This window comes from Chitinophaga silvisoli (assembly GCF_003412465.1).
Taxonomy (GTDB): domain Bacteria; phylum Bacteroidota; class Bacteroidia; order Chitinophagales; family Chitinophagaceae; genus Chitinophaga; species Chitinophaga silvisoli.
In genome coordinates this window covers 786,107-808,115 of record NZ_QTJV01000004.1, presented here as the reverse complement: position 1 = coordinate 808,115, position 22,009 = coordinate 786,107, and the positions used below count along the sequence as shown (strand labels likewise).

14 protein-coding genes are annotated in these 22,009 nt (G+C 45.0%); 6 read left to right on the top strand and 8 right to left on the bottom strand.

Annotated elements, in window-relative coordinates; all coding sequences use genetic code 11:
• Nucleotide 1: 1 nt before the first annotated feature.
• From DXN04_RS15310 to dnaA, 4 genes are all read right to left on the bottom strand, one after another.
• Nucleotides 2-3,394, bottom strand: a complete 3,393-nt coding sequence (locus DXN04_RS15310; RefSeq protein WP_116854216.1) for a SusC/RagA family TonB-linked outer membrane protein — start codon at nucleotides 3,392-3,394, stop codon at nucleotides 2-4.
• Nucleotides 3,395-3,567: 173 nt separating this feature from the next.
• A complete protein-coding gene (locus DXN04_RS15305; RefSeq protein ID WP_116854215.1) occupies nucleotides 3,568-4,488 on the bottom strand; it encodes a FecR family protein in 921 nt (306 codons plus the stop codon).
• Nucleotides 4,489-4,543: 55 nt separating this feature from the next.
• Complete coding sequence (locus DXN04_RS15300; RefSeq protein ID WP_158569032.1) at nucleotides 4,544-5,089, bottom strand: RNA polymerase sigma-70 factor; 546 nt, start codon at nucleotides 5,087-5,089, stop codon at nucleotides 4,544-4,546.
• Between the two features lie 316 nt (nucleotides 5,090-5,405).
• On the bottom strand, nucleotides 5,406-6,839 hold the full coding sequence (gene dnaA, locus DXN04_RS15290) for a chromosomal replication initiator protein DnaA (RefSeq protein ID WP_116854212.1): 1,434 nt from the start codon (nucleotides 6,837-6,839) through the stop codon (nucleotides 5,406-5,408).
• Between the two features lie 671 nt (nucleotides 6,840-7,510).
• Here dnaA and DXN04_RS15285 point away from each other — a divergent pair.
• The 4 genes from DXN04_RS15285 (at nucleotide 7,511) to DXN04_RS15270 (ending at nucleotide 12,070) form a co-directional block, all read left to right on the top strand.
• Nucleotides 7,511-7,900, top strand: coding sequence for a DUF3127 domain-containing protein (locus DXN04_RS15285; RefSeq protein ID WP_116854211.1), 390 nt, complete (start codon nucleotides 7,511-7,513; stop codon nucleotides 7,898-7,900).
• Nucleotides 7,901-8,224: 324 nt separating this feature from the next.
• A complete protein-coding gene (locus tag DXN04_RS15280; protein WP_116854210.1) occupies nucleotides 8,225-9,787 on the top strand; it encodes an NAD(P)/FAD-dependent oxidoreductase in 1,563 nt (520 codons plus the stop codon).
• A gap of 67 nt (nucleotides 9,788-9,854) precedes the next feature.
• The gene (locus tag DXN04_RS15275) at nucleotides 9,855-11,381 is read left to right on the top strand and encodes a sensor histidine kinase (RefSeq protein ID WP_116854209.1); all 1,527 of its coding nucleotides are present in this window, start codon (nucleotides 9,855-9,857) and stop codon (nucleotides 11,379-11,381) included.
• Complete coding sequence (locus DXN04_RS15270; protein WP_116854208.1) at nucleotides 11,378-12,070, top strand: LytR/AlgR family response regulator transcription factor; 693 nt, start codon at nucleotides 11,378-11,380, stop codon at nucleotides 12,068-12,070. The genes DXN04_RS15275 and DXN04_RS15270 overlap by 4 nt, the downstream gene beginning before the upstream one ends.
• A 114-nt stretch (nucleotides 12,071-12,184) precedes the next feature.
• Here the strand turns inward: DXN04_RS15270 and DXN04_RS15265 are convergent, their stop codons facing one another.
• The 3 genes from DXN04_RS15265 to DXN04_RS15255 all read right to left on the bottom strand — a co-directional run bounded on the left by DXN04_RS15265 (nucleotide 12,185) and on the right by DXN04_RS15255 (nucleotide 18,344).
• Nucleotides 12,185-13,651: an RICIN domain-containing protein gene (locus DXN04_RS15265; protein WP_116854207.1), complete on the bottom strand. Its 1,467-nt coding sequence runs from the start codon at nucleotides 13,649-13,651 to the stop codon at nucleotides 12,185-12,187.
• Between the two features lie 100 nt (nucleotides 13,652-13,751).
• Nucleotides 13,752-15,305 (bottom strand): RagB/SusD family nutrient uptake outer membrane protein, encoded by a 1,554-nt coding sequence (locus tag DXN04_RS15260; protein ID WP_116854206.1) that lies wholly within the window; start codon nucleotides 15,303-15,305, stop codon nucleotides 13,752-13,754.
• Between the two features lie 12 nt (nucleotides 15,306-15,317).
• Nucleotides 15,318-18,344 carry a SusC/RagA family TonB-linked outer membrane protein gene (locus tag DXN04_RS15255; RefSeq protein WP_116854205.1) on the bottom strand — a complete coding sequence of 1,009 codons (3,027 nt, stop codon included), beginning with the start codon at nucleotides 18,342-18,344 and terminating at the stop codon, nucleotides 15,318-15,320.
• Between the two features lie 464 nt (nucleotides 18,345-18,808).
• Here DXN04_RS15255 and DXN04_RS15250 point away from each other — a divergent pair, with 464 nt between their 5' ends.
• Nucleotides 18,809-19,729: an ABC transporter ATP-binding protein gene (locus DXN04_RS15250; protein WP_116854204.1), complete on the top strand. Its 921-nt coding sequence runs from the start codon at nucleotides 18,809-18,811 to the stop codon at nucleotides 19,727-19,729.
• A 4-nt stretch (nucleotides 19,730-19,733) separates the two neighbouring features.
• Entirely contained in the window at nucleotides 19,734-21,014 is a 1,281-nt protein-coding gene (locus tag DXN04_RS15245) for an ABC transporter permease (RefSeq protein ID WP_116854203.1), read from the top strand.
• A 50-nt stretch (nucleotides 21,015-21,064) separates the two neighbouring features.
• Here DXN04_RS15245 and DXN04_RS15240 read toward each other — a convergent pair whose 3' ends face one another.
• Complete coding sequence (locus tag DXN04_RS15240) at nucleotides 21,065-22,006, bottom strand: NAD(P)H-dependent flavin oxidoreductase (RefSeq protein ID WP_116854202.1); 942 nt, start codon at nucleotides 22,004-22,006, stop codon at nucleotides 21,065-21,067.
• Nucleotides 22,007-22,009: the final 3 nt, after the last annotated feature.

Genomic DNA, 22,009 nt, shown 5'->3' with positions numbered 1-22,009 from the left:
ATTAGAAGTTTACGTTTAAGCCCAATAAAAAGCTCCTTGATTGTGGATAACGTGCTACGTCGATACCGTAGTTATCCATACCTACTTCAGGATCATATCCTTTGTATTTGGTAAAAGTGAGCAGGTTGTTTGCAGTAGCGTAAACACGTACAGCACCGATCTTCGCCATGTTAGTGAGGCGAACAGGCAGCGTATAACCAAGCGTTACGTTTTTGATACGGAGATAAGAACCATCTTCGATATACCAGTCAGATGTATTACCATAGTTACCATTCAGGTCGGTAGAGATAATACGTGTTACATCGGTATTGGTGTGAGTTGGTGTCCATGCATCCAGGATACCTCTCAGCATGTTGTAGTTAGTACCGATGCTTGGGTTCATGTTTGTATACTTCAGTGCATTGAAGATCTTGTTTCCATGTACACCCTGTGCAAAGATGTTCAGGTCAAAACCTTTGTAGTTTGCATTCAGGCTCAGGCCATATGTGAAGCCAGGGTAGAAGCTACCTACGATCTGACGGTCATTGTTGTCAATTTTGCCATCGTGGTTGTTGTCTACGAACTTACGGTCACCAGGTTTTGCGTTAGGCTGGATCTTGGTAACACCATCAGGTCCCAGGTAGTTATCAATTTCCTGCTGTGTCTGGAAGATACCTGCAGTCTTGATCACGTTGAAGGAATATTGTGGATTACCTACCCGTGTTACCAGTGGAGTCAATGAACTACGGATGTTGGTAGCGCCTACGCTTACTACTTCGTTCAGACCAGATTGGAGTGACAACAGTTTGTTGGTTACTTTGGTCATGGTACCACCTACGCTGTAGGTAAAGTCTTTACCAAGGGAACCGTTATAAGTAAGACCCAGTTCAATACCTTTATCGCGTGCCTGACCCATGTTCTTGTACATACCTGTGCTCACACCAGCGGTGCTTGGTGGGTTCACCTGCAGGATCATGTTGTCAGTGGTTTTGATGAAATAGTCAGCCGTTAATGACAGGGCATTTTTGAAGAAGGCGAGGTCCGCACCGAAGTTAGCTTGTTTGGACTGTGCCCATTTCAGGTTTGGATTAGACAGTGCATCTTCAGCAAGACCTGTAGAGAGGGTACCTTCAGCACCTGTGTAAACTGATACAGAAGTCAGGTTTACGTTGATGGCATTGGTAGGAAGGCTACCCAGGTTACCCAGTACACCGTAGCTGGCACGGAGTTTCGCGATGCTCAGCCAGTCGATGTTCTTCAGGAAGTTTTCGTTGGTCAATACCCAGCCGCCAGATACGGAGTAGTAGTTTGCATAGCGGTTCTGTGGTGCTACACGGGAACTACCATCACGACGACCCAGTACGGTGAAGAGGTATTTGCTGTTGTAGTCATAGTTCACACGAGCCAGGAAAGATTCAACGGCATCTTCCTGGATACCGCTGCTTGGTTTGATCCATGCACCGGCATTGTCGAAATAACGATATACATCACGCTCATCGCTGAATGAGTTTGCAGTAGCGATCAGGTATTTGTAGGTATGATGTTGATAAGTGTAACCTGCTACAGCATTTATGTTATGCAGACCGAAACGGTGTGTATAGTTTAGTGTTTGTTCTGAGAGGATATCGGAGTAATCTTCTACAGTTTCAACCAGTGAGTTGTTGCTGTTGATCTTACCGATTTCCAGTGCGCGGGTGGTGAAGGTTTTCTGATCGCTGAAAGACTTTGTCACGCTGAAGTTGGATCGGAATGTCAGGTCTTTGGTCAGGGTTACTTCAGCATACGGGTTGATGTTGATCCTGTTCACCGGCGTTTTAGAATCCAGGCGCATCAGGGTAGCAACCGGGTTGGCGAGGTCACCATAAGAACCTGCATAAGCAGCTGGCAGACCGCTGAAGGCACCGGTGGCAGTATAAGGTGTCACGTTACGGGGGTAACCCAGTGCGGTGAAGATAACGCCAGTATAGGGGCTGGTGGTGTTAGCACCGTTACCATTGCTGTAAGTATAGTTCATGTTTTCACCGACTTTCAGCCATGGTTTGATCTGTGCATCGCTGTTCAGGCGGAAGGTATAACGCTCACTGTTTGTGTTCAGGAGGATCCCATCGTTCTTGCGGTAGCCGAAGCCCATATAGTAATGGTTTTTTTCAGTACCACCGTTTGCACTGATGTTATAATCCTGTGTTTTACCGGTACGGAAAATAGCATCCTGCCAGTCGGTACGGGTGATTTGTCCATCAGGATAGATCGTAGGATTGAAGGCATCGGCGCGGTTGATACCAGCAGCATCGTAAGCCTGGTTTTCAACGTCTGCAAATTCTTTTGCAGTCAGTACGTCGAGTTTTTTAGCAGCCCACTGCCAGCCGGTTTTAGCATCTACGTTGATCACCGCTGTACCTGCTTTACCTTTCTTGGTAGTGATGAGGATCACACCGCCAGATGCACGTGCACCGTAGATAGCGGCAGATGCATCTTTCAGTACGTTCATAGATTCGATATCGTTGGGGTTGATAGGGCCACCGGTATAGATGGAACCATCTACTACATACAATGGTTCTTCACCGTTGATACCACCGAGACCACGGATATAAACTGTAGGTTTCGCGGTAGGATCGCCACCGTTGTTAGATACGATTACGCCGGCAGCTTTACCTTGCAGGGCTTCGGTAACATCGTTCAGGGAGCGGGAAGAGAGTTTATCCAGTTGAACGTCGGCAACGGCACCGGAGACGGTGGCTTTGCGCTGGGTACCATAACCTACCACTACGAGTTGGTTGAGGTTGAGGCTGTTTTCCTGTAATACGATGTTGAAGCTGCGTTCAGCACCAACGTTTATTTCTGCTGATTTGTAACCAATCATTGTTACAGTGATGGTTGCATTTTCAGGGACGTTTAATTTGAAGTGACCACTGGGATCGGTATGGGTACCATTGGTTGTACCTTTTACGAAAACGGTGGCACCGATGAGGGGGCCATTGTTGTCAGACACGGTACCGGTGATGGTGATGTCGGCGGCAGCTTTCTGCTGGAGGCTATTGCTAGTGCGGGCCAGGGTAGCAGTGCTGTCATAGATTAAGATGGTGTTGTAGCGTTCTTCGAATTTTAAGGAAGACTGGCTGAGGAGGTCCTGGAGGATGGCTACTACAGCGGTTTTGCGGTAGGTGTTAGCGTGAACCTGGACTTTCCTGAGTGCATCTTCATCGTAGGCAAGACTGATCTGAGCGGCCGATTCCAGTTGTTTGAGTGCAGCGGAGAGGCTGCCTTGTTGAACCTGGAAGCGTTGTAGCATTTTGTGCAGTTCCTGCCTGGTGGTGGATGGCCGGGCCATGGCAGAGGTAACCAGCAGTAGCAGGGCCATTGTGGCTGCGAATGCGTGTTTGACGCGGGTTGAGAAAAGTGCTTTGTCTGTGTGCATATATAGTGTTTGTTAAGGCAATAGTTTGTGTGTGATGGATAGATTTTTTTGTGATGCGAATAATTTGATTGTATGGTAGTAGTTGTATTTTTTAGGCAATACTTTTCCCTACTGGTGTAAGACACCGGTTTAAATTGATCGATAGTAATGATTTTTGTTGCTACAGCTTCATGCTACTCAATGCTCAGTTGATCCTGCTGTAGTTTGAAATGAACTTTTGGTTTATACGATATTTTCTCCACCACTTCCAGGAGTGCCGGTAAAGGCATTTTGTCAGAGATACGGAGATTATAGCTCCCTTTCCGGGTATCCAGTTTTGTACTGGCAGTGATGCCGTAATGTTCCCTGATAGCGAGTATCAGGTCATAGAGGGAAGCGTTGCGCAGGATGGTTTCTCCTTTTGTCCATGCTAAGAGATCGGCGGAGGAGACAACATCCCTGCTCACGGTTCCTTTGTTGCAGGTAAGGCGTTGATCTGGTTCCAGCACTGTTTTGCGGGCACCGCTTTGTACGCTTACTTTACCTGTGGCGACTGCGATACGGGATACCTTGTTATTGTATTCGGCTATAAACGAGGTGCCGAGTACGGTGGTGCGCACACCGCTGGCATCGGATACAATAAATGGTTGGGCAGGATTGGTCCTGACATCGAAGAAGGCTTTTCCTTCTTTTAATATTACTTTCCTTGAGCTATTATATTGCAAGGTGCTGTAGGCACCGAGATATACGACAGAGCTATCTGGCAGCCATAATTTTTGGATCCGGTGGCCGGTGTTGCTGATGGTGTGCCAGTCAGCCGCCAGTTGTGATTTTTGCTGGCGTGGCCAGAGGAGCCAGGTGCCTACTATTAGCGGGACCAGGGCAGCTGCGGCTTTGAGCCAGGTATAGCGTTTTTTGTGTGTTGTGAGGACAGGGATCTCTTCCATCATAGAGCGGCGGATGGCTTCCATGTCAGTAGCATTAAGGGGAGCTACTTCGTTGGAGGCATCAGCTTCGAGGGCATCGAGCCAGTCAAAGAGAAGTTGTTCTTCTTCTTTGGTGCAGGTGCCCTGCTGGTATTTTTTTAGGAGTGATGAAAGGTCGTTTTTGTCCATTTGATAGTAAGACACGGAAGATGGGGGGAGTAACTATTGGGGAGGGAATTTTTTTTTATTCTACAATAAAAACGTGTTTGATGCGCTGGAGGGCGGTATTGAGTTGGTTGCGGATGGTTTGCGGACTGGAGCCGAGTTTGATCGCTATTTCAGCGACAGTCAGGTTTTCGATCCTGTTCATGTAAAAGACTTCCTTCATGCGTTCGGGAAGCCGGTTAATAGACAGCATGAGTTGTTGTTCGGTTTCTTTGAGGTGGAGTTGTTCGTGGGCGGGGTTTGCGTGGTGGTTGTTGGCTACCTGTTGGAAGGTGTCGACATGTTTTTGATAAAGGTTTTCATCGCGCATAGCGTTGAGGAGGCGGTGTTTGAGGGCGGTGCGGAGGTAGGGGAGGATGGCGGTAACTGCCGGGAGGGAGGCGTGTTTTTCCCAGAGGTGTATGAACACACTTTGGACCGCGTCCTGTGCCGTGGCCGGATCGCGGGTGATTCTGCAGGCGTAGGTGAAGAGGTCCTGCCAGTGCAGCTCGAAGAGCTGACGGAAAGCGTCTTCATTACCTGAACGGATAGAATCCCAGTGTGTATGTTGACAATCTCTTGGCATAAGGTGAACTAATAGGTGCAAAGGTATTGGTTGTTCCTTATGGTGTTTAATTATCAAATTGTTAAGCGGAGGCTGCTGATCATAGTTCTTCATCTGCTGATCATAGATACCGTCTTTTGTTCATCGATGGATCTCTGGTTGATGTTTACTGTTTCATTGAACAGATTATTTGTTTGATGGTTGATTACTGGTCCACTATTATACAGGCGAAAATTATAACGGGAATAAGATATAAAATCCATTTCATAAATGAAGATAAAAAAAAATCCCAGGCTTTTACTGCCTGGGAAATAATAAGGTTCATATAGGGGCTTCATTACATCGCAGCCAGCTGCACTTTTTGTTGCAGTTCGATAACGTTGTCGCGGAAAGTATTATCGGTATCCATCAGGTCTTTCACTGTCTGGCAGGAGTGGATCACAGTGGTGTGGTCGCGTCCGCCGAAGTGTTCGCCGATAGTTTTTAATGAGTTCTTGGTAAAAGACTTTGCGAGGTACATTGTGATTTGTCTGGCCTGTACGATTTCACGTTTACGTGTTTTCTGCAGGAGCTTATCATAAGGTACATCAAAGTATTCGCAAACCATTTTCTGGATGCTTTCGATGGTAATTTCTTTTGAAGAAGTTTTAACGAAAGATTTCAGTACTCGTTTAGCGAGTTCAAGATCGATTTCTTTTCTGTTGAGAGAAGATTGTGCGAGGAGGGAGATGAGTGCACCTTCCAGTTCGCGTACGTTGCTTTGGATATTATATGCAACATACTTGACTACTTCTTTCGGCATTTCGAGGCCATCGTTCTTCATCTTCATTTCGAGGATTTCCATACGTGTCTCGAAGTCCGGCATTTGCATGTCGGCGCTCAGGCCCCAGCGGAAGCGGCTCAGTAATCTTTCCTGCAGGCCATCCAGATCTTTGGGTGACTTATCGGATGTTAATATGAGTTGCTTACCGGATTGATGCAGGTGGTTGAAGATAGCGAAGAACGCATCCTGTGTTTTTTCTGCACGGGCAAAGAACTGTATGTCATCTACGATCAGCACATCGATGAGCTGGTAGAAGTGAATGAAGTCATTGATGATACTATTCTTAGAGTGATCAATGAACTGATTGATGAATTTCTCAGCGCTTACATACAGCACTGCTTTGTTGGGATGAAGGCGTTTTACTTCATTACCGATTGCCTGCGCCAGATGCGTTTTCCCCAAACCAACAGATCCATATATAACTAATGGGTTGAAAGATGTACCACCTGGTTTTTCAGAAACTGTTTTACCAGCTCTGCGTGCCACGCGATTACAATCGCCTTCGATGTAAGCATCGAAAGTGTAATGTGGATTCAGCTGTGAGTCTATCTGTACGCGTTTGATACCCGGTATCACGAAAGGGTTCTTTACCGGATTTTGTATCGTAAGCGGAAAATCTACTTCGCTGTCTTTCTTGGCCTTGGTGAACTGCCCGGGCATGTTCACAGTTTTAGGATGTTGATGGGGTGTTCCGTTCTCAACTACTATGCGATACTCCAGCCTCGCTTCTTTTCCCAGTTCACGCTTGATTGTCTTGCCTAATAATCCAACGTAATGTTCCTCGAGATATTCATAAAAGAACTGACTAGGTACTTGAATCGTTAAAACATTGTTTTCAAGCTGGATCGGTTTAATAGGTTCAAACCAGGTTTTAAATGGCTGCCATTCCACAATATCCCTAATTATATTAAGACACCTTTCCCAAACTTGTTCGCAAGTTTTATTCATTGAGCTATTGTAAATTAATGTTGTTTGAATTAAGGATTGTTTCTCGAATTTTAAATTTTCCAACGTGGGGAGTTGAAAAATTTTCAGACAGGGCAACGAATATCTGCACAAATTGTTGAAAAAAAAAATTTTTCTACCCTTGTTTTATACCGCCCAACACCAGTATCGTTACCTTGTTTTTATTGTATTTTTTTCTGTTATCACGCACGGTTTCCCGACGCAAAAACGTCATTAAAATTAATACCACACTTCTTTGATATCCAGGATATTCCAGTTGACATTAACATGTTTGTCATAGATATGTGTTAGCGAGTGATAAAATAATATTGTACAGAGAACTAATGTCGGGTAATAGCCATCTTTTATGGTGTAGCCCGATGTTAATAATTCCGTACGGGCGTGCAAAACTATGTTAGTAATTGTAATTAAAAAAATGTGGTTAAGTTTATCAAATACCATGCAAATTTCTTAATATCCGCGCAAGCGAGCGCGAAGGGGCCAGACTAATGAAATCTTACCTGTAAAAGGCTCGCAGCCAGACTATAGAGGTAAACGCCACCCGATTAAATCCAGACTATACAGATAAACAGTGGCAGACTAAATTTTATTGCGTGTGATTGAAGCTAAAAAACCTATCTTTGACCTCTTGAAAAAAAGTTAAATTTAATTATATGAGTTTTGAAATAACCGGAAAACTGATCGTGAAATATAATACGATGCAACGTAGCGAAACCTTTAAGACACGGGAGTTCGTTATTGAAAAGTCTGACGATATCAATGGCCGCGTTATAAACAACTATATCAAGTTCCAGGCGGTACAGGACAGAACAGCTATCGTAGACCGCTTTAATGAAGGTGAAACTGTAAAAGTTTACTTCAATATCAGAGGTACACGTTGGGAAAAAGATGGTCGTGTCAATTATATCACCAACCTGGATGCATGGCGCATGGAATCAGTAGTAGCGGGCGCTCCAGGCCAGGATGCAATGCCTAACTACAACACTTCCCAGGAAATGTCTTCCCCGGGTGGTGCAGGAGCGGCTGATGATCTGCCTTTCTAATCTGACAATAACAACTCATTAACAAAAAATAGTGAAACGGGTACCTGTGTGAACGGGTACCCGTTACTTTTCAGCAGTAAAATATCCCGGAATTCAGGGAGCTATAAAATTTAGAGACGCTTTTTTTCTGAAAACAAGTTTTCATGCCGGTTGGTATATTCCCTCTTTCATGAATGTTTTATACCTTAAGGTTGCTCGATGGGTCCGTATGACTGGCTTTATTTTTATTCCTTAAAGTTGCCCGATGGGGCCTTATGGCTGGCTTTCATTCAGGAATAGCGTCCATACCAAAATGTTTTAGGATAATTACCTAACCTGACGATCATGATTGAACAAGTATCTTTGAAGTTATTGCCATCTCAGGCAGATAACGAACGTGCTATCACGCAAGCAGCCGCTGCAGCACTCAGTGTTTCCCCAAATGCTATCACAGGCTTTCATGTACTGAAACGCTCTATTGACGCACGTTCCAAACAGGTGTATTTCATGCTGACCCTCAAGGTGTTTGTGAATGAGCCATTCCACGAGCGGGAGAAATTCATACCAATATATGAGAGTTTAGCACCAGCAGCACCTGTTGCTATCGTGATCGGTGCAGGGCCTGCAGGACTCTTTGCCGCACTACACCTTATTGAAGCAGGTATCAAACCCATCGTACTGGAAAGAGGAAAAGATGTCAGGTCAAGAAGGCGTGACCTTGCAGCCCTTAATAAGACAGGCGTGGTAAACCCTGATTCCAACTATTGTTTCGGCGAAGGCGGTGCGGGTACTTACTCTGATGGCAAGCTCTATACACGTTCTAATAAGAGAGGTGATATCAATCGTATTCTCAGCATCTTTGTCCATTTTGGTGCGACTGAAAAAATATTATACGAAGCCCATCCACATATAGGTACTAACAAGCTGCCGCACATCATTGTAGCGATGCGGGAGCAGATCATTAACAGCGGTGGTGAAGTGCACTTTGATCAGAAGGTGACTGACTTTATTATTAAAGATAATCATATCAGGGGCGTGAAAACCGCTTCCGGTGCAACTTTCGATGCCTCACAGGTGATACTGGCCACAGGTCATTCTGCCCGCGACATCTTCCGCTTATTGCATGATAAACAAATTCTCATCAGTGCAAAACCTTTTGCATTGGGAGTACGGGTAGAACATCCGCAGGAACTCATTGACAGTGCACAGTATCATTGTGCTGTGAGAGGAGAACATTTGCCACCGGCGAGTTATAGCCTGGTAGAACAGGTTGATGGCCGTGGTGTGTTTTCATTCTGTATGTGCCCCGGTGGCATCATTGCGCCTGCTGCTACTGATCCCGGTGAACTGGTGGTGAATGGCTGGTCTCCATCCAAGAGAGATAACCCTTTTGCAAATTCAGGAATGGTGGTGACGGTGGATGAGAGTGACTTTGAACTCTTTGCCGACAAAGGTCCACTGGCTGCCATGTACTTTCAACAGATGGTGGAGCAACAGGCATTTCAGGCAGGTGGGGGACACTTTGTGGCGCCGGCGCAACGCATGACGGATTTTGTCCACAACAAAGTTTCTACAACTTTACCCGCTTGTTCTTATGTACCAGGTGTGAAAAGTACTCATCTGAAGGAGGTGTTACCACCCAGTGTACATACAAGATTATCACAGGCTTTCATTGCTTTTGGCAAGAAGATGAAAGGCTATTATACCAATGATGCGATCCTGGTAGCGACTGAATCACGCACTTCTTCGCCGGTTCGTATTCCCAGGAATGATGAAGACCTGATGCACCCGCAGATCAAAGGATTGTATCCATGTGGTGAAGGAGCTGGTTATGCGGGAGGTATTGTCTCTGCTGCGATGGATGGAGAACGTGTAGCAGCCCGCATTATTGGATTTTATCACGGATAGTGGTATTTTGATCACATATATTTAATTAGTGCAGAGGGGATAACTATCATTGCTGAAAGTTTTTTCCATGAATAAGATCAGAAGAACTGAGTTCGGGATTGCTAGCGGCATTTTCCTGTTGCTCCTGTTTTCATTGCTTTACAAGAGTATAGCTTATAATGTTTTTGACTTGCAGCGTGACTATGGCTGGAAGTTCGCACGTTATCACCAGGTGTTTGATTACTATAAACATTACCTGTTCCCTTTATTAGCACAAATTGCTATTGTATACTTTTCTTTTGTGCTTGTGCATGGTGTGCTTGTACCCCGGTTTTATGAGAAACAAAGGTATCTGCTGGGGGGATTGTTGTCATTTCCTGTCATGATGATCTTGTTTGTCACCATTTGGGTGTCTGATACCTGGTTGTATGGATACCTGTTTGGGGTATACAAAACTGTGCGGGGTGTACATACACATTGTGCGAAGTCTGCTTTCCTACTGACGATCTTTTATGTCGTGTTATACCTTATTTATTATGCAGGCAGGTACCTTTTTTTACAATATGCGTATGAGCGGATGGTAAATAAGCCCTGGTTCAGGCAGTCATTAATCGATGGTACTGTAATAGCCGGGATTATAGCGTTTTGGATCATGCTCACCATGAGTGGGGACAGGGGATTTTCGATCATGATTTTTTGTGTCGGGATCTTTTGTGGGTTTATGTACTTTGTAGCGATGCACAGGTTGTATCCACGATACCTGGTGCACAAGAATAAGAAGATCTTATTCCAGGAAGCAGCGGGCTTCTGGGCAATTTCATTGGTATGGATGCTGGTGGTAGGACTACAGGCGCGGTATAATAGTGGTGGCATGTATGCTGCAGGTGTGGTTACTTCAACACTGGTAACGGTAATTGCTATTCTGCCTGCTGCCTGGTGGATCTTTACTGCCAGGAATACAAGAGCTTCGACATTGATGGGCTTGCGACAAGCATTGACGCATACGGAAGCAGGGCTGGATTTTTTACGCTGGCAGATCAATCCGCATTTCTTATTTAATGCACTCAATACATTGTATGGGACAGCTTTGCAGGAGCAGGCTACGGCAACAGGGCAGGGTATTCAGCAATTAGGAGATATGATGCGGTTTATGTTGCATGATAATACACTGGAGAGCATTCCTTTGGAGAAAGAAATTGCTTACCTGCAGAACTACATCGCTTTGCAGCGACTGCGTACGCAGGGTACACCAGATATTATCATCGATGTAAATATAGATGAAGCTTTATGTGAGCATAACATTGCACCTATGTTGCTGATCCCGTTTGTAGAGAATGCGTTTAAGTATGGGATCAGTCAGCGGAATAAGTCCAGGATAAATTTATCCTTGTCTTGTACGAATGATAAGATCTATTTTGATGTGTACAATAGTATTCATGCGAACAAGAGTGTGGAGATTGAAAATGAGAGTATGGGTATAGGGATCAATAATGTAAGACAGCGGTTGAATTTGCTGTATCCGGGCAAGCATGATCTGAATATACGTGAGACGGGGACAGAGTTTTTTGTACATCTGACATTGGTAGTGGATGAACCTAAAAATGATGTGATATGAGACTGACAGCGATTGCGATTGATGATGAACAGGTAGCGCTGTCTGTGATTCGTACGCATGCACAACAGGTAGAGTTCCTGGATATGCAGGGGTATTTTACAGATCCGTTTGCAGCGTTGGCTTATCTTGAAAAGGAGCCGGTGGATCTGATTTTTTTGGATATAAAGATGCCGGATATATCGGGATTGGAATTGATGACTACGCTGCCGGGTGGGCCCCTGGTGATCTTTACCACGGCATATAGTGAACATGCGGTGCAGAGTTTCGAGCTGGATGCGGTGGATTATTTGCTGAAACCATTTTCGGAAGAAAGGTTCCTGAAGGCTTGTAATAAGGCGAAGGGATTACTGGAGATGATGGAGAAAAGTGCACGGGCGGATGCGCCGAACTATGTGATGGTGAAGAGTGGATATGAGCAGTATAAGATTTTGCTGAGGGATATATTGTACCTGGAGAGTGCGGGGAATTATATTTCATTTGTGACGAAGGAGAAGAAGGTGTTGTCGAGGTTGTCGATGCAGGAGGCATTGGCATTGTTGCCACAGGCCTTGTTTACCAGGGTGCATCGGAGTTTTATAGTGGCGAATGAGAAGGTGACGCGGGCGGATAGGAGTAGTTTATATGTGGGAGAGTTGGTAGTGCCGATAGGTGCGGCGTATGCAGAGGCGGTGAGCCAGGTACTGAAGTAAAGGTTTGTTATTGGCAGGAGGGTGACAGCTAATTTAGTTAAGAATATATAGCTCTTGGGGAGAGCTATATATTCTTATTTTTTTTGTGGGCATTCAGTCCTTGAAGATGTATGATTATAACTGGATAAATTTCCACTGCTGGTTGTAGCTGGAGCCGCCGGCCCATTGTTGCAGGGATGAACCGTTGGTCGTCTGCCCACCGGTATCGAGGCATTTACCAGTCACCAGGTTAACCACTTTATAATAACCATCGCCGGTAGCAACAAATGTCCATCGTTGGCTATTATTTGAAAAACTTAGTGCTTTTTGTAGCACAGCAGAACCATCGCTGGTATTGCTACCTACGTCCAGACAATTCTTCCCGGTTACGCAACTCAGGGTATAATAACCATCAGTATAACTTACATTCCATTGCTGGTTGGCACTTGATCCATCCTGCCATTGTGCTACACTGGCCCCATCTGTTGTACTACCAAGATTATCGAGCATCAGGTTGCTTGCCCGGTTTTGCAGTTTAAATCTGCCATCAGCGATTGGGCCTCTCCATTTTGGTGATGCAGTAAGGCCCCATGACCATCTGAACATATTGGCGCAACCAGGATTTACTTCCACCAGGTTACTATTGGCTGAGAACCAGCGGTAGGTATCAATATCATTGACACCTGACCAGGCGATAGTGCCTATCATATTATCTTTTGAATAAGTCAGGGCTCCTGTCAGGAATGCCTGGTCTTCGTATACACCGGTATCCCACTGCCACCAGAAGCTGACTTTACGAAATGTTTCAACGCCCACTTCTGTGATGACTGTCCTGGAAGCGTATGATCCCACTTTCCCGGATACAATGTTGTAGTAACTTGACCATACATTATAAGATCCATAAAACCACCAGTAACAATGGAGGCCGAGATACTGACTGGTTAAGCGGCTATCATTACCTACAGAGATCACTTCTCCTGCATATCCTGTTCCATCCAGGATACATTTCCAGGAAGCGGCATTCAGCTGGTTTAAAAAATTAGCATACAAATTACAAAGATCAGTGCTGGAATAATCTACAGGTTCATTGATCGGTTCATACAGTACGGCAGCATTGTTCTTATAAACAGTATCTACTTTTTTCCACATGGTATACCATTGTGTGCTGTCAGGAACATGATGTACGCCTTCAGGCCAATAGCAGAGGATGACCTTACAACCTTCGGTCACGATGGCGTTGATAGCCGCCTGGTATACAGGCCAATAAGAAGTACTGCTGGCAGTAAGCGGCGTAATAGGCATTCGTATGGTAGTACCGCCGGCCTGCTTTAAAGAATCGGCAATTCGTTTTGCTACGGCCGCAGCATTTGCTGCCGTAATGGTAGCGGAGAGTCCGCTTGGTGTAACCACTCTTGAGGGTGCTTCATTGCCATTAGGATCCGCCCAGTTAATTCCCCGCAAACTATTTGTATTTGCCGGCGTGGTGGCAGTTACGGCAGCGAGGGAAGAAGCCTGGATCTTTTCGGGCATCAATTCCTTTTTTGAACAGGAAGTGAAGATAGTTAGTAAACAAAGGAGCAGAATAATTGGGTTTCTTTTCATAACGGAGATATTTGGGTTTGATTATAAAATTCATGTGGAACAAACTATTCAGCAGTGATCCGGGTGTTATATGTCCCGGATCACTGTGTTGCCAGGGTTATTAATATCCTGGATTATTAGGAAGCAAATTCTTATTGATATCTATATCAGCCTGAGGGATGGGCCACAACCATCCTTTTGATGCATTGAACGTTCTGGTTTCGATCTTTATTTGTTTAAAGGTCCATGTAGCGGGGCTGGCAGGGTTTGACAGCAGTGCTTTGTCATAACCATATACGTCATGCACAAGGGATTCATCTTTCCATCTGAGCATATCCCCATAGCGGGTCCCTTCGTTGTAAAACTCAACTCTTCTTTCGTGCCTTACAATATTCCTGAGCTGGGACTGATTCAAGCCGGTACCTTCAACGGATTCTACATTGGGCATATTTACCCGGGCTCTTACTTTATCGATCAGTGTATAAATTTCCTGGTCAGTGCTACCGGATTCGATGAGTGCTTCAGCCTTCATCAGGTAGATATCTGCATAGCGCATCAGGATAGTGTTAAGCGAGCAGTTGTTGACATCGGCAATGCCCAGTGCGGCATATTTGCGGGGTCTTGCGCCACATGGCACCTGGTCTACAGCAGGTATGAATGTAGATGACCCGAATGATGAACCCGGCAATACTACTGAAGCAGCCAAACGGGGATCGCGGTTTTTAAAAGGATCCTGGTCATTATAGCCTGAATTGGCATCGGTAATTGGCAGCCCGTTTGTCATGTAATAGGAGTTGATCAGGTCAGCAGTCACGTTTGCAGTAGGCCAGCTGCTGAGTGATAAAGCGGATGTAGGCCATGGCTGTGACTGTGTAGTAGGAATGTACTGGATATCAAAAATCACTTCTACATTATTTTCGTGTGCCTCATCAAACAAGGTCCCATAGTCTGAAAATAAGCTGTAGGCACCCAGGTCGATCACATCCTGGGCTGCCTGTGCAGCTTCGGCCCATTTCTCGTTATAGAGCAGGATTTTCGCTTTATAAGCAAGTGCTGCACCTTTTGTAGCACGACCTACATCAGTTCCGGAGTAGCTAATGGGCAGGTCGGTGGCTGCATCATTCAGATCAGCAAGGATCTGTGTAAGCACATCGCTTTTAGCAGTTCTTGATACGTAAGCTTCTGACAATGCCAGCACTTTAGTAATAAGTGGCACATCTCCGAAATAGGTGATCAGGTCGGCATAAGCGTATCCTCTAAGAAATTTTGCTTCAGCGGACATCTGTGTTTTTACTGTTTCACTTACTGATGCATTGCTGATGTCCTGGAGAAATTCGTTTGCCCTGGAGATGATGGTAAAATCCATGGTCCATTTAGTATTGGGGGCCCAGCTGGAAGTATTGGTGAGCCATTCCCCGACTTCCCTGGATCCCTGCCAGGAGTCCTGGCAGTAACCATTATCAGACATAAAATCGAACTGGTAAAAATGGGAAGGTGTTGCATTCGGCTGAATAGCATTATAGATGCCCATCAATGCCTGTTTACATTGCGACTCGTTTTGATAGAATGTAGCGGGAGAAAGCCTGTCCTTAGGTGTTTTATCAAGAAGATCTTTCTTACAACCCAGGATAGACAAAGCAAAGAAGAAAAGAGTTATTATATATATGTTTTTCATGAACTGCCCTTTTTAAAAGTTAACACTTGCACCCATTGTCATAATACGAACCTGTGGGAAAGCCTGCGCCCTGGTTTGATCAACTGTCTGCTCCGGATCAAAGCCTTTGAATTTTGTGATTGTAAAAGCGTTTTGCACGTTTCCATAGATCCGGAGTGAGCTGATACCTGCTCTGGAGAGAATCCTGGGGCTAACAGAGTAGCCCAGTTCAATATTTTTCATGCGCAGGTATGAAGCATTTTCCATGTAAAAAGAAGAATGGATATTATTTCGTGCGCCATCTAAAGTAAGCCGTGGCAGTGTATTGGATGGATTTTCAGGTGTCCATCTTTTCAGCCACCAGTCGCCCATATTTGCAAATCCGCTGAATGGAGTAGCAATTTCATAATAGGTATATCCCTGGATGCCCTGCACGCCCTGTAAGAACATACTGAGGTCAAATCCTTTGTACTCCATATTCACATTGAAACCATAAGTCAGCTTAGGAAACTGATTTCCGATGATGGTGCGGTCATTATTCATGTCCACTACTTTATCACCATTCAGGTCTTTATACTTGATATCACCTGGTTGTGCGGTGTAGTTGGATACCTGTACCACTCCAGGTTTCAGTGTATAGTTACGTTCGGCATAAGGGATGGACTGATCGCTGTTATTTTGCCAGGTAAAGTCTGATATCTGGTAAATACCGTCCATTTTGTAGCCGTAGAATGAATTGATGGCTGCACCGGTCTTAATGGCCTTGGGAGAAGTCAGTTGTTCGGCAACATCCATTTTTACAATCTTATTTACCATATGGGAGGCGTTGATGGTAGCCCTTAATTTGAACCCGTTAGAAAAGGTCGTTCTATAGGTGATGGCGGCTTCGATACCTTTGTTTTGTACTTCGCCTGCATTGGCATAGGGTGCTGATTGTGCCATCGTGAGTGGTATGGACTGGGTGAGCAGCAGATCCTTTGTCCTCTTGTCGAAATAATCGGCAGTGATTTCAAAGTTTTTCTTCAGGTACATATCGATACCAAAGTCAAGTTGCTGGGCTGTTTCCCAGGTGAGGTTTTTATTGGTCATGGCAGTAACGGCTACGCCAGAATACAAAGTACCACCCAGTGAATAGTTTTGTCCGGATGTGAGGATATCACTTCCATTGTAATAATTGCTGATGTTCTGGTTGCCCAGGCGGCCCCAGGAAGCCCGAAGTTTAAGCAGGTCGATCCAGGTCAGGTTTTGCATAAAGCTCTCTTTTGAGATGACCCATCCTGCGGAGAAAGAGGGGAATGTGCCCCAGCGGTGTTCTTTTGCAAACCTGGAGGAGCCATCTTTCCTGATGTTAGCTTCAAAGAGGTATTTCCCGTCAAAGACATAATTCAGGCGGCCAAAATAGGAGCGCAGGCCCAGGTCGTAACTGCCCGCATTATTTGTTTGGGTAGAAGGATCGCCGAGGTTGAGCACACGTTGTGTATTATTAACAAATCCTGAACGGTAAGCGCTTTCCCAATCGTAGGTAAATTCTTCTTCAGAATAACCGGCCAGTAAGTTAAACTCATGTTTGCCCAGCACTTTGTTGTATTTCAACAAGGAGGTCAGCAAGGATTGCACGTCCGTTTCGTTCGTCACATTCAGATTGGAGACCAGGTTGGTTGTGGTGCCGCTTTCATTGTATAATGAAACATTTGCGTGAAATGCATTGGCTTTGGAAGTCATTACATTATAACCGTAAGTGACCTGGGCACTCAGTCCATCGATTATTTTGTATTCAGCTTCCACCTGGCCGTTGAAATTGTATCGTTTTGTCAAAGAGGTGCTACCTTCTTTAATTTCCCCATAGTAGTTTCGTTCACCGTTCACAGACACCCATTGTCCGGCGGCGTTTCGCAAAGGGTGAATAGGGGCAAGTGTTGCATACCATTCTGCACTCCACAGGTCTGTCGGTTCATTTTTTACACCCAGGTTGCCGGCTAACTTTCCTGAGAACCGGAGCCGTTTGTTTTTCAGGAAATAGGCATCAATATTGGACCTGAAATCTGTTTTCTTGTAACTGGTGCCTACCAGGATACCATCCTGATTCAGGCGGCCCAGCATAAATGCATAGTTCACATTATCGTTTCCCCCGGAGATGCTGAGTCGGTGATTTTGAATATTGGCATTGCCATAGTACACTTTGAAATAGTTGATATCCGGATACATTACATCATCGTGGGCGGCGTATTTGGCGATGACATCATCTGTATATTTGGCTGTTCCGCCGGAATTGACGGATGCTTCATTATAAAGTGTGGTATAATCTACAGCGTTCAAAACATGTGGCAGGCGGGTAGGGTTTTGCGAACCATAATAGGCTGTGTAATTCACCCGTAATTTACCTGCAACGCCTTTTTTAGTGGTGATCAGGATAACACCGTTGGCAGCCCTGTTACCATAGATAGCGGAAGAAGCGGCATCCTTTAAAACGGAGATGGATTGTATATCATTGGCATTGACATCATTGATCTTACCTGGAAAGCCATCAATTAAAACCAGGGGTGTATTGTCGCCAAATGTACCTACCCCACGGATATCGAGGACAGCGCCATCATCGCCGGGTTTCCCGGAGCTTTGCAAAGCGTATACCCCTGCTACGGTACCCTGCAAGGCCTGACCGGGATTGGTCAATGGCCGGCTCTCCATGTCTTCCATTTTAACAACACCAACTGCACCTGTCAGGTTTGCTTTTTTCTGTGTACCATAGCCTACCACCACTACTTCGTTCACATTCTGGCTGGCAGACATCAGCGATACAGTCATGGTACTGTTGCCATTTGCCGGGATCTCCCTTGTAAGAAAAGAGATATGATTGAATACCAGGGTATCGCCGGTAGCTGCCGTCAGGGTGAACTGACCTTTACTATCAGTTACTGTTCCCTGGCTGGAGTGTTTAATTCTGACTGTCACCCCAGGTAATGGGTCCGTACCGGAAACCACCTTGCCAGTAATCTTCGATTGCTGGGCAAAAAGTGTCATGTACGGAAATAGGAAAAGAAAGATGCTTAGAAATCTTTTCATAACGAGAATTTGTTTAAGTAGGTTAAAATGAAATAGTAAGTCCCCCGAATTATTGAGCCCAGAATATATAGGGACGGTTACAAAGCAAGGATTAAATTCATTGGTAGGAACAGGGGTAATTCGTATAAAATGGGGGGTAAAATCATTTATTTTTTCAGGTCCTGTATGTGCTCTTTTTTAGGGGGTTCTTTAAGTGTCTTGATTTTCATGTCTAAATGACAATTAAAGATGATGAATCTCTTTTTTGGTGAGTATGGGGTGTTTTGGATTGAAAATTATACGGGAAAAATAACAGGTCAATTTTGAATTTTAACTAAAGGCAAAATTAAGCAGTTTACGGCAGAGTTTTTTTACAGCAGTATCAGCTAAATGAATTATTTTATTTTTTCATATACATGAGGAAGGATAAATTTGTTATCTAAGCCAGTCGGATTTTTTGTAATTTACTTCCGTAATTTAGAATTATGGGCTTGCTCGAAGTTAGAAATTTACGTAAAGATTATGCCTCGCATACAGCTGTAGATGATATTAGTTTTGTTATCCCCGAGGGTAGCATCTTTGGGCTGCTTGGACCCAATGGCGCAGGAAAAACCACCCTGCTCCGAATGATCACCGGCATTTTTTATCCTGACAAGGGAGATATACTTTTCAAAGGCAAACCTTTCAACCCGGAAAATGATGTGCATTCCATCGGCTATATGCCGGAGGAAAGGGGGCTGTACAAAAAAATGAAGGTAGGAGAACAAGCGCTTTACCTTGCGCAGCTCAAAGGCATGACGGAAAAGGAAGCCAAAGAAAAGATCAAATATTGGTTCGATAAGTTTGATATCAACGCATGGTATAATAAGAAAGTGGAGGAGTTGAGTAAAGGCATGCAACAAAAGGTGCAATTCATTTCCACCATTATTCATGAGCCATCGTTGTTAATACTGGATGAGCCCTTCTCAGGCTTAGATCCGATTAACTCTAACCTGATTAAGCAGGAGATCTTTGACCTGGCATTGAACGGTACCACTATCATCTTCTCTACCCACCGTATGGAACAGGTAGAAGAGATCTGTGACCGCATCATGCTGGTGAATAAGGGGAAGAAGATCCTTGATGGAGAAGTGAAACAGATCAGGCACGATTTCAAACAAGACCTGTTCCGGATAGGACTGGCCAGAGTACCTAACTTTGCAGAAGTAATGACCTATCATTTTACGATTGTCTCACAGGAAGAGAGCGGTTACATTGTGAAGCTCACTGAAGGTAGTACGACAAATGATATACTGGCGCATTTTATCCGGCAGGAAATCCCTATTACATCCTTCCAGGAGATTCTACCGAGTATCAATGAAGTGTTTATACAGCAGGTACAGCAAATAGAAGAACCAATTAATTAATCCTATGAACAAAATCTGGCTCATCATCAAAAGAGAGTTCACTTTCCGCGTGCGCAAGCGGTCTTTTCTCGTTGTCACCCTGTTGGTGCCGCTGTTCTTTGCGGCTATGATTGTAGTGCCGGTGCTGATAGCGACCAGTGCTAACGAAGAACAGCGGATAGCGGTGATAGATGATAGTCATTTGTTTCTGAATAAACTGCCTGATGAGAAAGGGATTTATTTTAAGTTCCTGACGGAGACGGCGATTGATACTTTCAGTAAGCATTATGAGGAATATGGTTATTCTGGTGTGTTGTATATTCCTGCGATTGATATAAACAGGCCTTTGGGCATCACTTATTATAGTGGTGGTCAGCCGGGGCTGGGGGTAGAAAGTCATCTGAACAGGTACCTGAATAACAGGATTGAAGAGGTGCGGATGGAGAAGGCGAATATTGATATCTCACAGATCAAAGGGTTTAAATCTGATATCAGTATTGACTTTAGATCCGGGAAGGAAGAGAAGAAGGGGAGTTCTGTGATAGCTTATGCAGTAGGGTATTCCAGCGGGTTTATTATTTATATTATCCTGATGTTTTTTGGGATGTCGGTGATGAGAGGGGTGATGGAAGAGAAGGTGAATCGTGTGGCGGAGGTGATGGTATCGAGTGTGAAACCGTTTCAGCTGATGATGGGAAAGATTGTAGGGATTGCAGGTGTAGGTTTGTTACAGTTTTGTATCTGGGTAGTGTTGATAAGTATGTTGCGTTTGGTGATCCCTTCGGAGATAATGAATAGTGCGGCGCAGAATAATGGGAGTAGTAATGCGGCGATGATAGAGGCGGCATCACATGTAAGGTATGTGATGGATAGTATTAACTGGGGATTGATTATTAGTTGTTTTATATTTTATTTCCTGGGTGGATATTTGTTTTATGCGGCATTGTTTGCGGCGGTGGGGAGCCTGGTAAATGAAGATCCTACGGATGTGCAGGGCTTGACTTTCCCGATTACATTGCCGATTATTATTGGGATTATGGTGATGATTGCAGCCGTGCAGCATCCGAATAGTCAGATGGCGTTTTGGGGAAGTATCATTCCGTTTACCTCACCGATGGTGATGATGGCAAGGATACCGTATGGAGTGCCGGGGACGGTGCCTATCTGGCAGTTAGGTTTGTCGATGGGATTGTTGATAATTGGGTTCCTGGCGACGACCTGGATGGCGGGGAAGATTTATAGAACGGGAATCCTGATGTATGGAAAGAAGATAACGTGGAAAGAGGCGATAAAGTGGATAAGATAATATTAAAAAAGGCCGCTCACCTGAGCGGCCTTTTTTATGTGTTGAATCTTTTATGTATTTAACCAGAGTTCTTTTTTAGTAGCCTGGAATTCATCCCATATTTCAGCGACTACATCTGCCGCAGGCATGATCTTATCAATGATGGCGCTGACCTGTCCAACTTCCAGTTCACCTTCTGCCATATCACCTTCGAACATTCCTTTTTTAGCACGACCTCTGCCTAGGAGTGTTTTCAGGGATTCATTGTCAGCACCACTATCTTCGGCTGCTTTGACATTGTTGAAAAATTCGTTTTTCAGCAACCTGACAGGTGTGAGTTTCTTCATGGACAGGAGGGTATCACCTTCTTTCGCAGCAAGTATAGCTTGTTTGAAATGATCATGAGAAGAAGCCTCGGGAGTAGCAATGAAGCGGCTACCTACCTGTACGCCACTGGCACCGAGAGCGAAGGCTGCTGTCATGGCTCTGCCTGTGGCAATACCGCCGGCAGCGATGACCGGAATTTTTACGGCCTGGCATACGCTGGGGATTAATACCATGGTGGTAGTTTCTTCCCTGCCATTGTGCCCACCTGCTTCAAAGCCTTCTGCTACTATAGCGTCTACGCCGGCAGCTTCGCTTTTGAGTGCGAAGGCAGCACTGGCAACTACGTGGACGACCTTAATACCTTCTGCTTTCAGGATGGAGGTCCAGGTTTTTGGATTGCCTGCGGAGGTGAAGACGATGGGTACTTTGTTGGCAATAATGATCTTAACGTGCTCCTCGATGTTAGGGTAGAGGAGGGGGAGGTTTACGCCAAAAGGTTTGTCAGTCGCCTGTTTGCATTTGGTGATGTGTTCCTGTAAGACATCAGGATACATGCTGCCTGCACCGAGGAGGCCCAGGCCACCGGCATTGCTCACGGCGCTGGCCAGTCGCCAGCCACTGGCCCAGATCATACCGGCTTGTATGATAGGGTATTCTATATGAAAGAGTTGAGAGATACGGTTCATGGC

What these genes read in the sequence shown, in the direction of transcription:
- DXN04_RS15310 (WP_116854216.1), bottom strand. Translation starts at nt 3,394, where the DNA reads ATGCACACAGACAAAGCACTTTTCTCAACCCGCGTCAAACACGCATTC.
- DXN04_RS15305 (WP_116854215.1), bottom strand. Translation starts at nt 4,488, where the DNA reads ATGGACAAAAACGACCTTTCATCACTCCTAAAAAAATACCAGCAGGGC.
- DXN04_RS15300 (WP_158569032.1), bottom strand. Translation starts at nt 5,089, where the DNA reads ATGCCAAGAGATTGTCAACATACACACTGGGATTCTATCCGTTCAGGT.
- dnaA (WP_116854212.1), bottom strand. Translation starts at nt 6,839, where the DNA reads ATGAATAAAACTTGCGAACAAGTTTGGGAAAGGTGTCTTAATATAATT.
- DXN04_RS15285 (WP_116854211.1), top strand. Translation starts at nt 7,511, where the DNA reads ATGAGTTTTGAAATAACCGGAAAACTGATCGTGAAATATAATACGATG.
- DXN04_RS15280 (WP_116854210.1), top strand. Translation starts at nt 8,225, where the DNA reads ATGATTGAACAAGTATCTTTGAAGTTATTGCCATCTCAGGCAGATAAC.
- DXN04_RS15275 (WP_116854209.1), top strand. Translation starts at nt 9,855, where the DNA reads ATGAATAAGATCAGAAGAACTGAGTTCGGGATTGCTAGCGGCATTTTC.
- DXN04_RS15270 (WP_116854208.1), top strand. Translation starts at nt 11,378, where the DNA reads ATGAGACTGACAGCGATTGCGATTGATGATGAACAGGTAGCGCTGTCT.
- DXN04_RS15265 (WP_116854207.1), bottom strand. Translation starts at nt 13,651, where the DNA reads ATGAAAAGAAACCCAATTATTCTGCTCCTTTGTTTACTAACTATCTTC.
- DXN04_RS15260 (WP_116854206.1), bottom strand. Translation starts at nt 15,305, where the DNA reads ATGAAAAACATATATATAATAACTCTTTTCTTCTTTGCTTTGTCTATC.
- DXN04_RS15255 (WP_116854205.1), bottom strand. Translation starts at nt 18,344, where the DNA reads ATGAAAAGATTTCTAAGCATCTTTCTTTTCCTATTTCCGTACATGACA.
- DXN04_RS15250 (WP_116854204.1), top strand. Translation starts at nt 18,809, where the DNA reads ATGGGCTTGCTCGAAGTTAGAAATTTACGTAAAGATTATGCCTCGCAT.
- DXN04_RS15245 (WP_116854203.1), top strand. Translation starts at nt 19,734, where the DNA reads ATGAACAAAATCTGGCTCATCATCAAAAGAGAGTTCACTTTCCGCGTG.
- DXN04_RS15240 (WP_116854202.1), bottom strand. Translation starts at nt 22,006, where the DNA reads ATGAACCGTATCTCTCAACTCTTTCATATAGAATACCCTATCATACAA.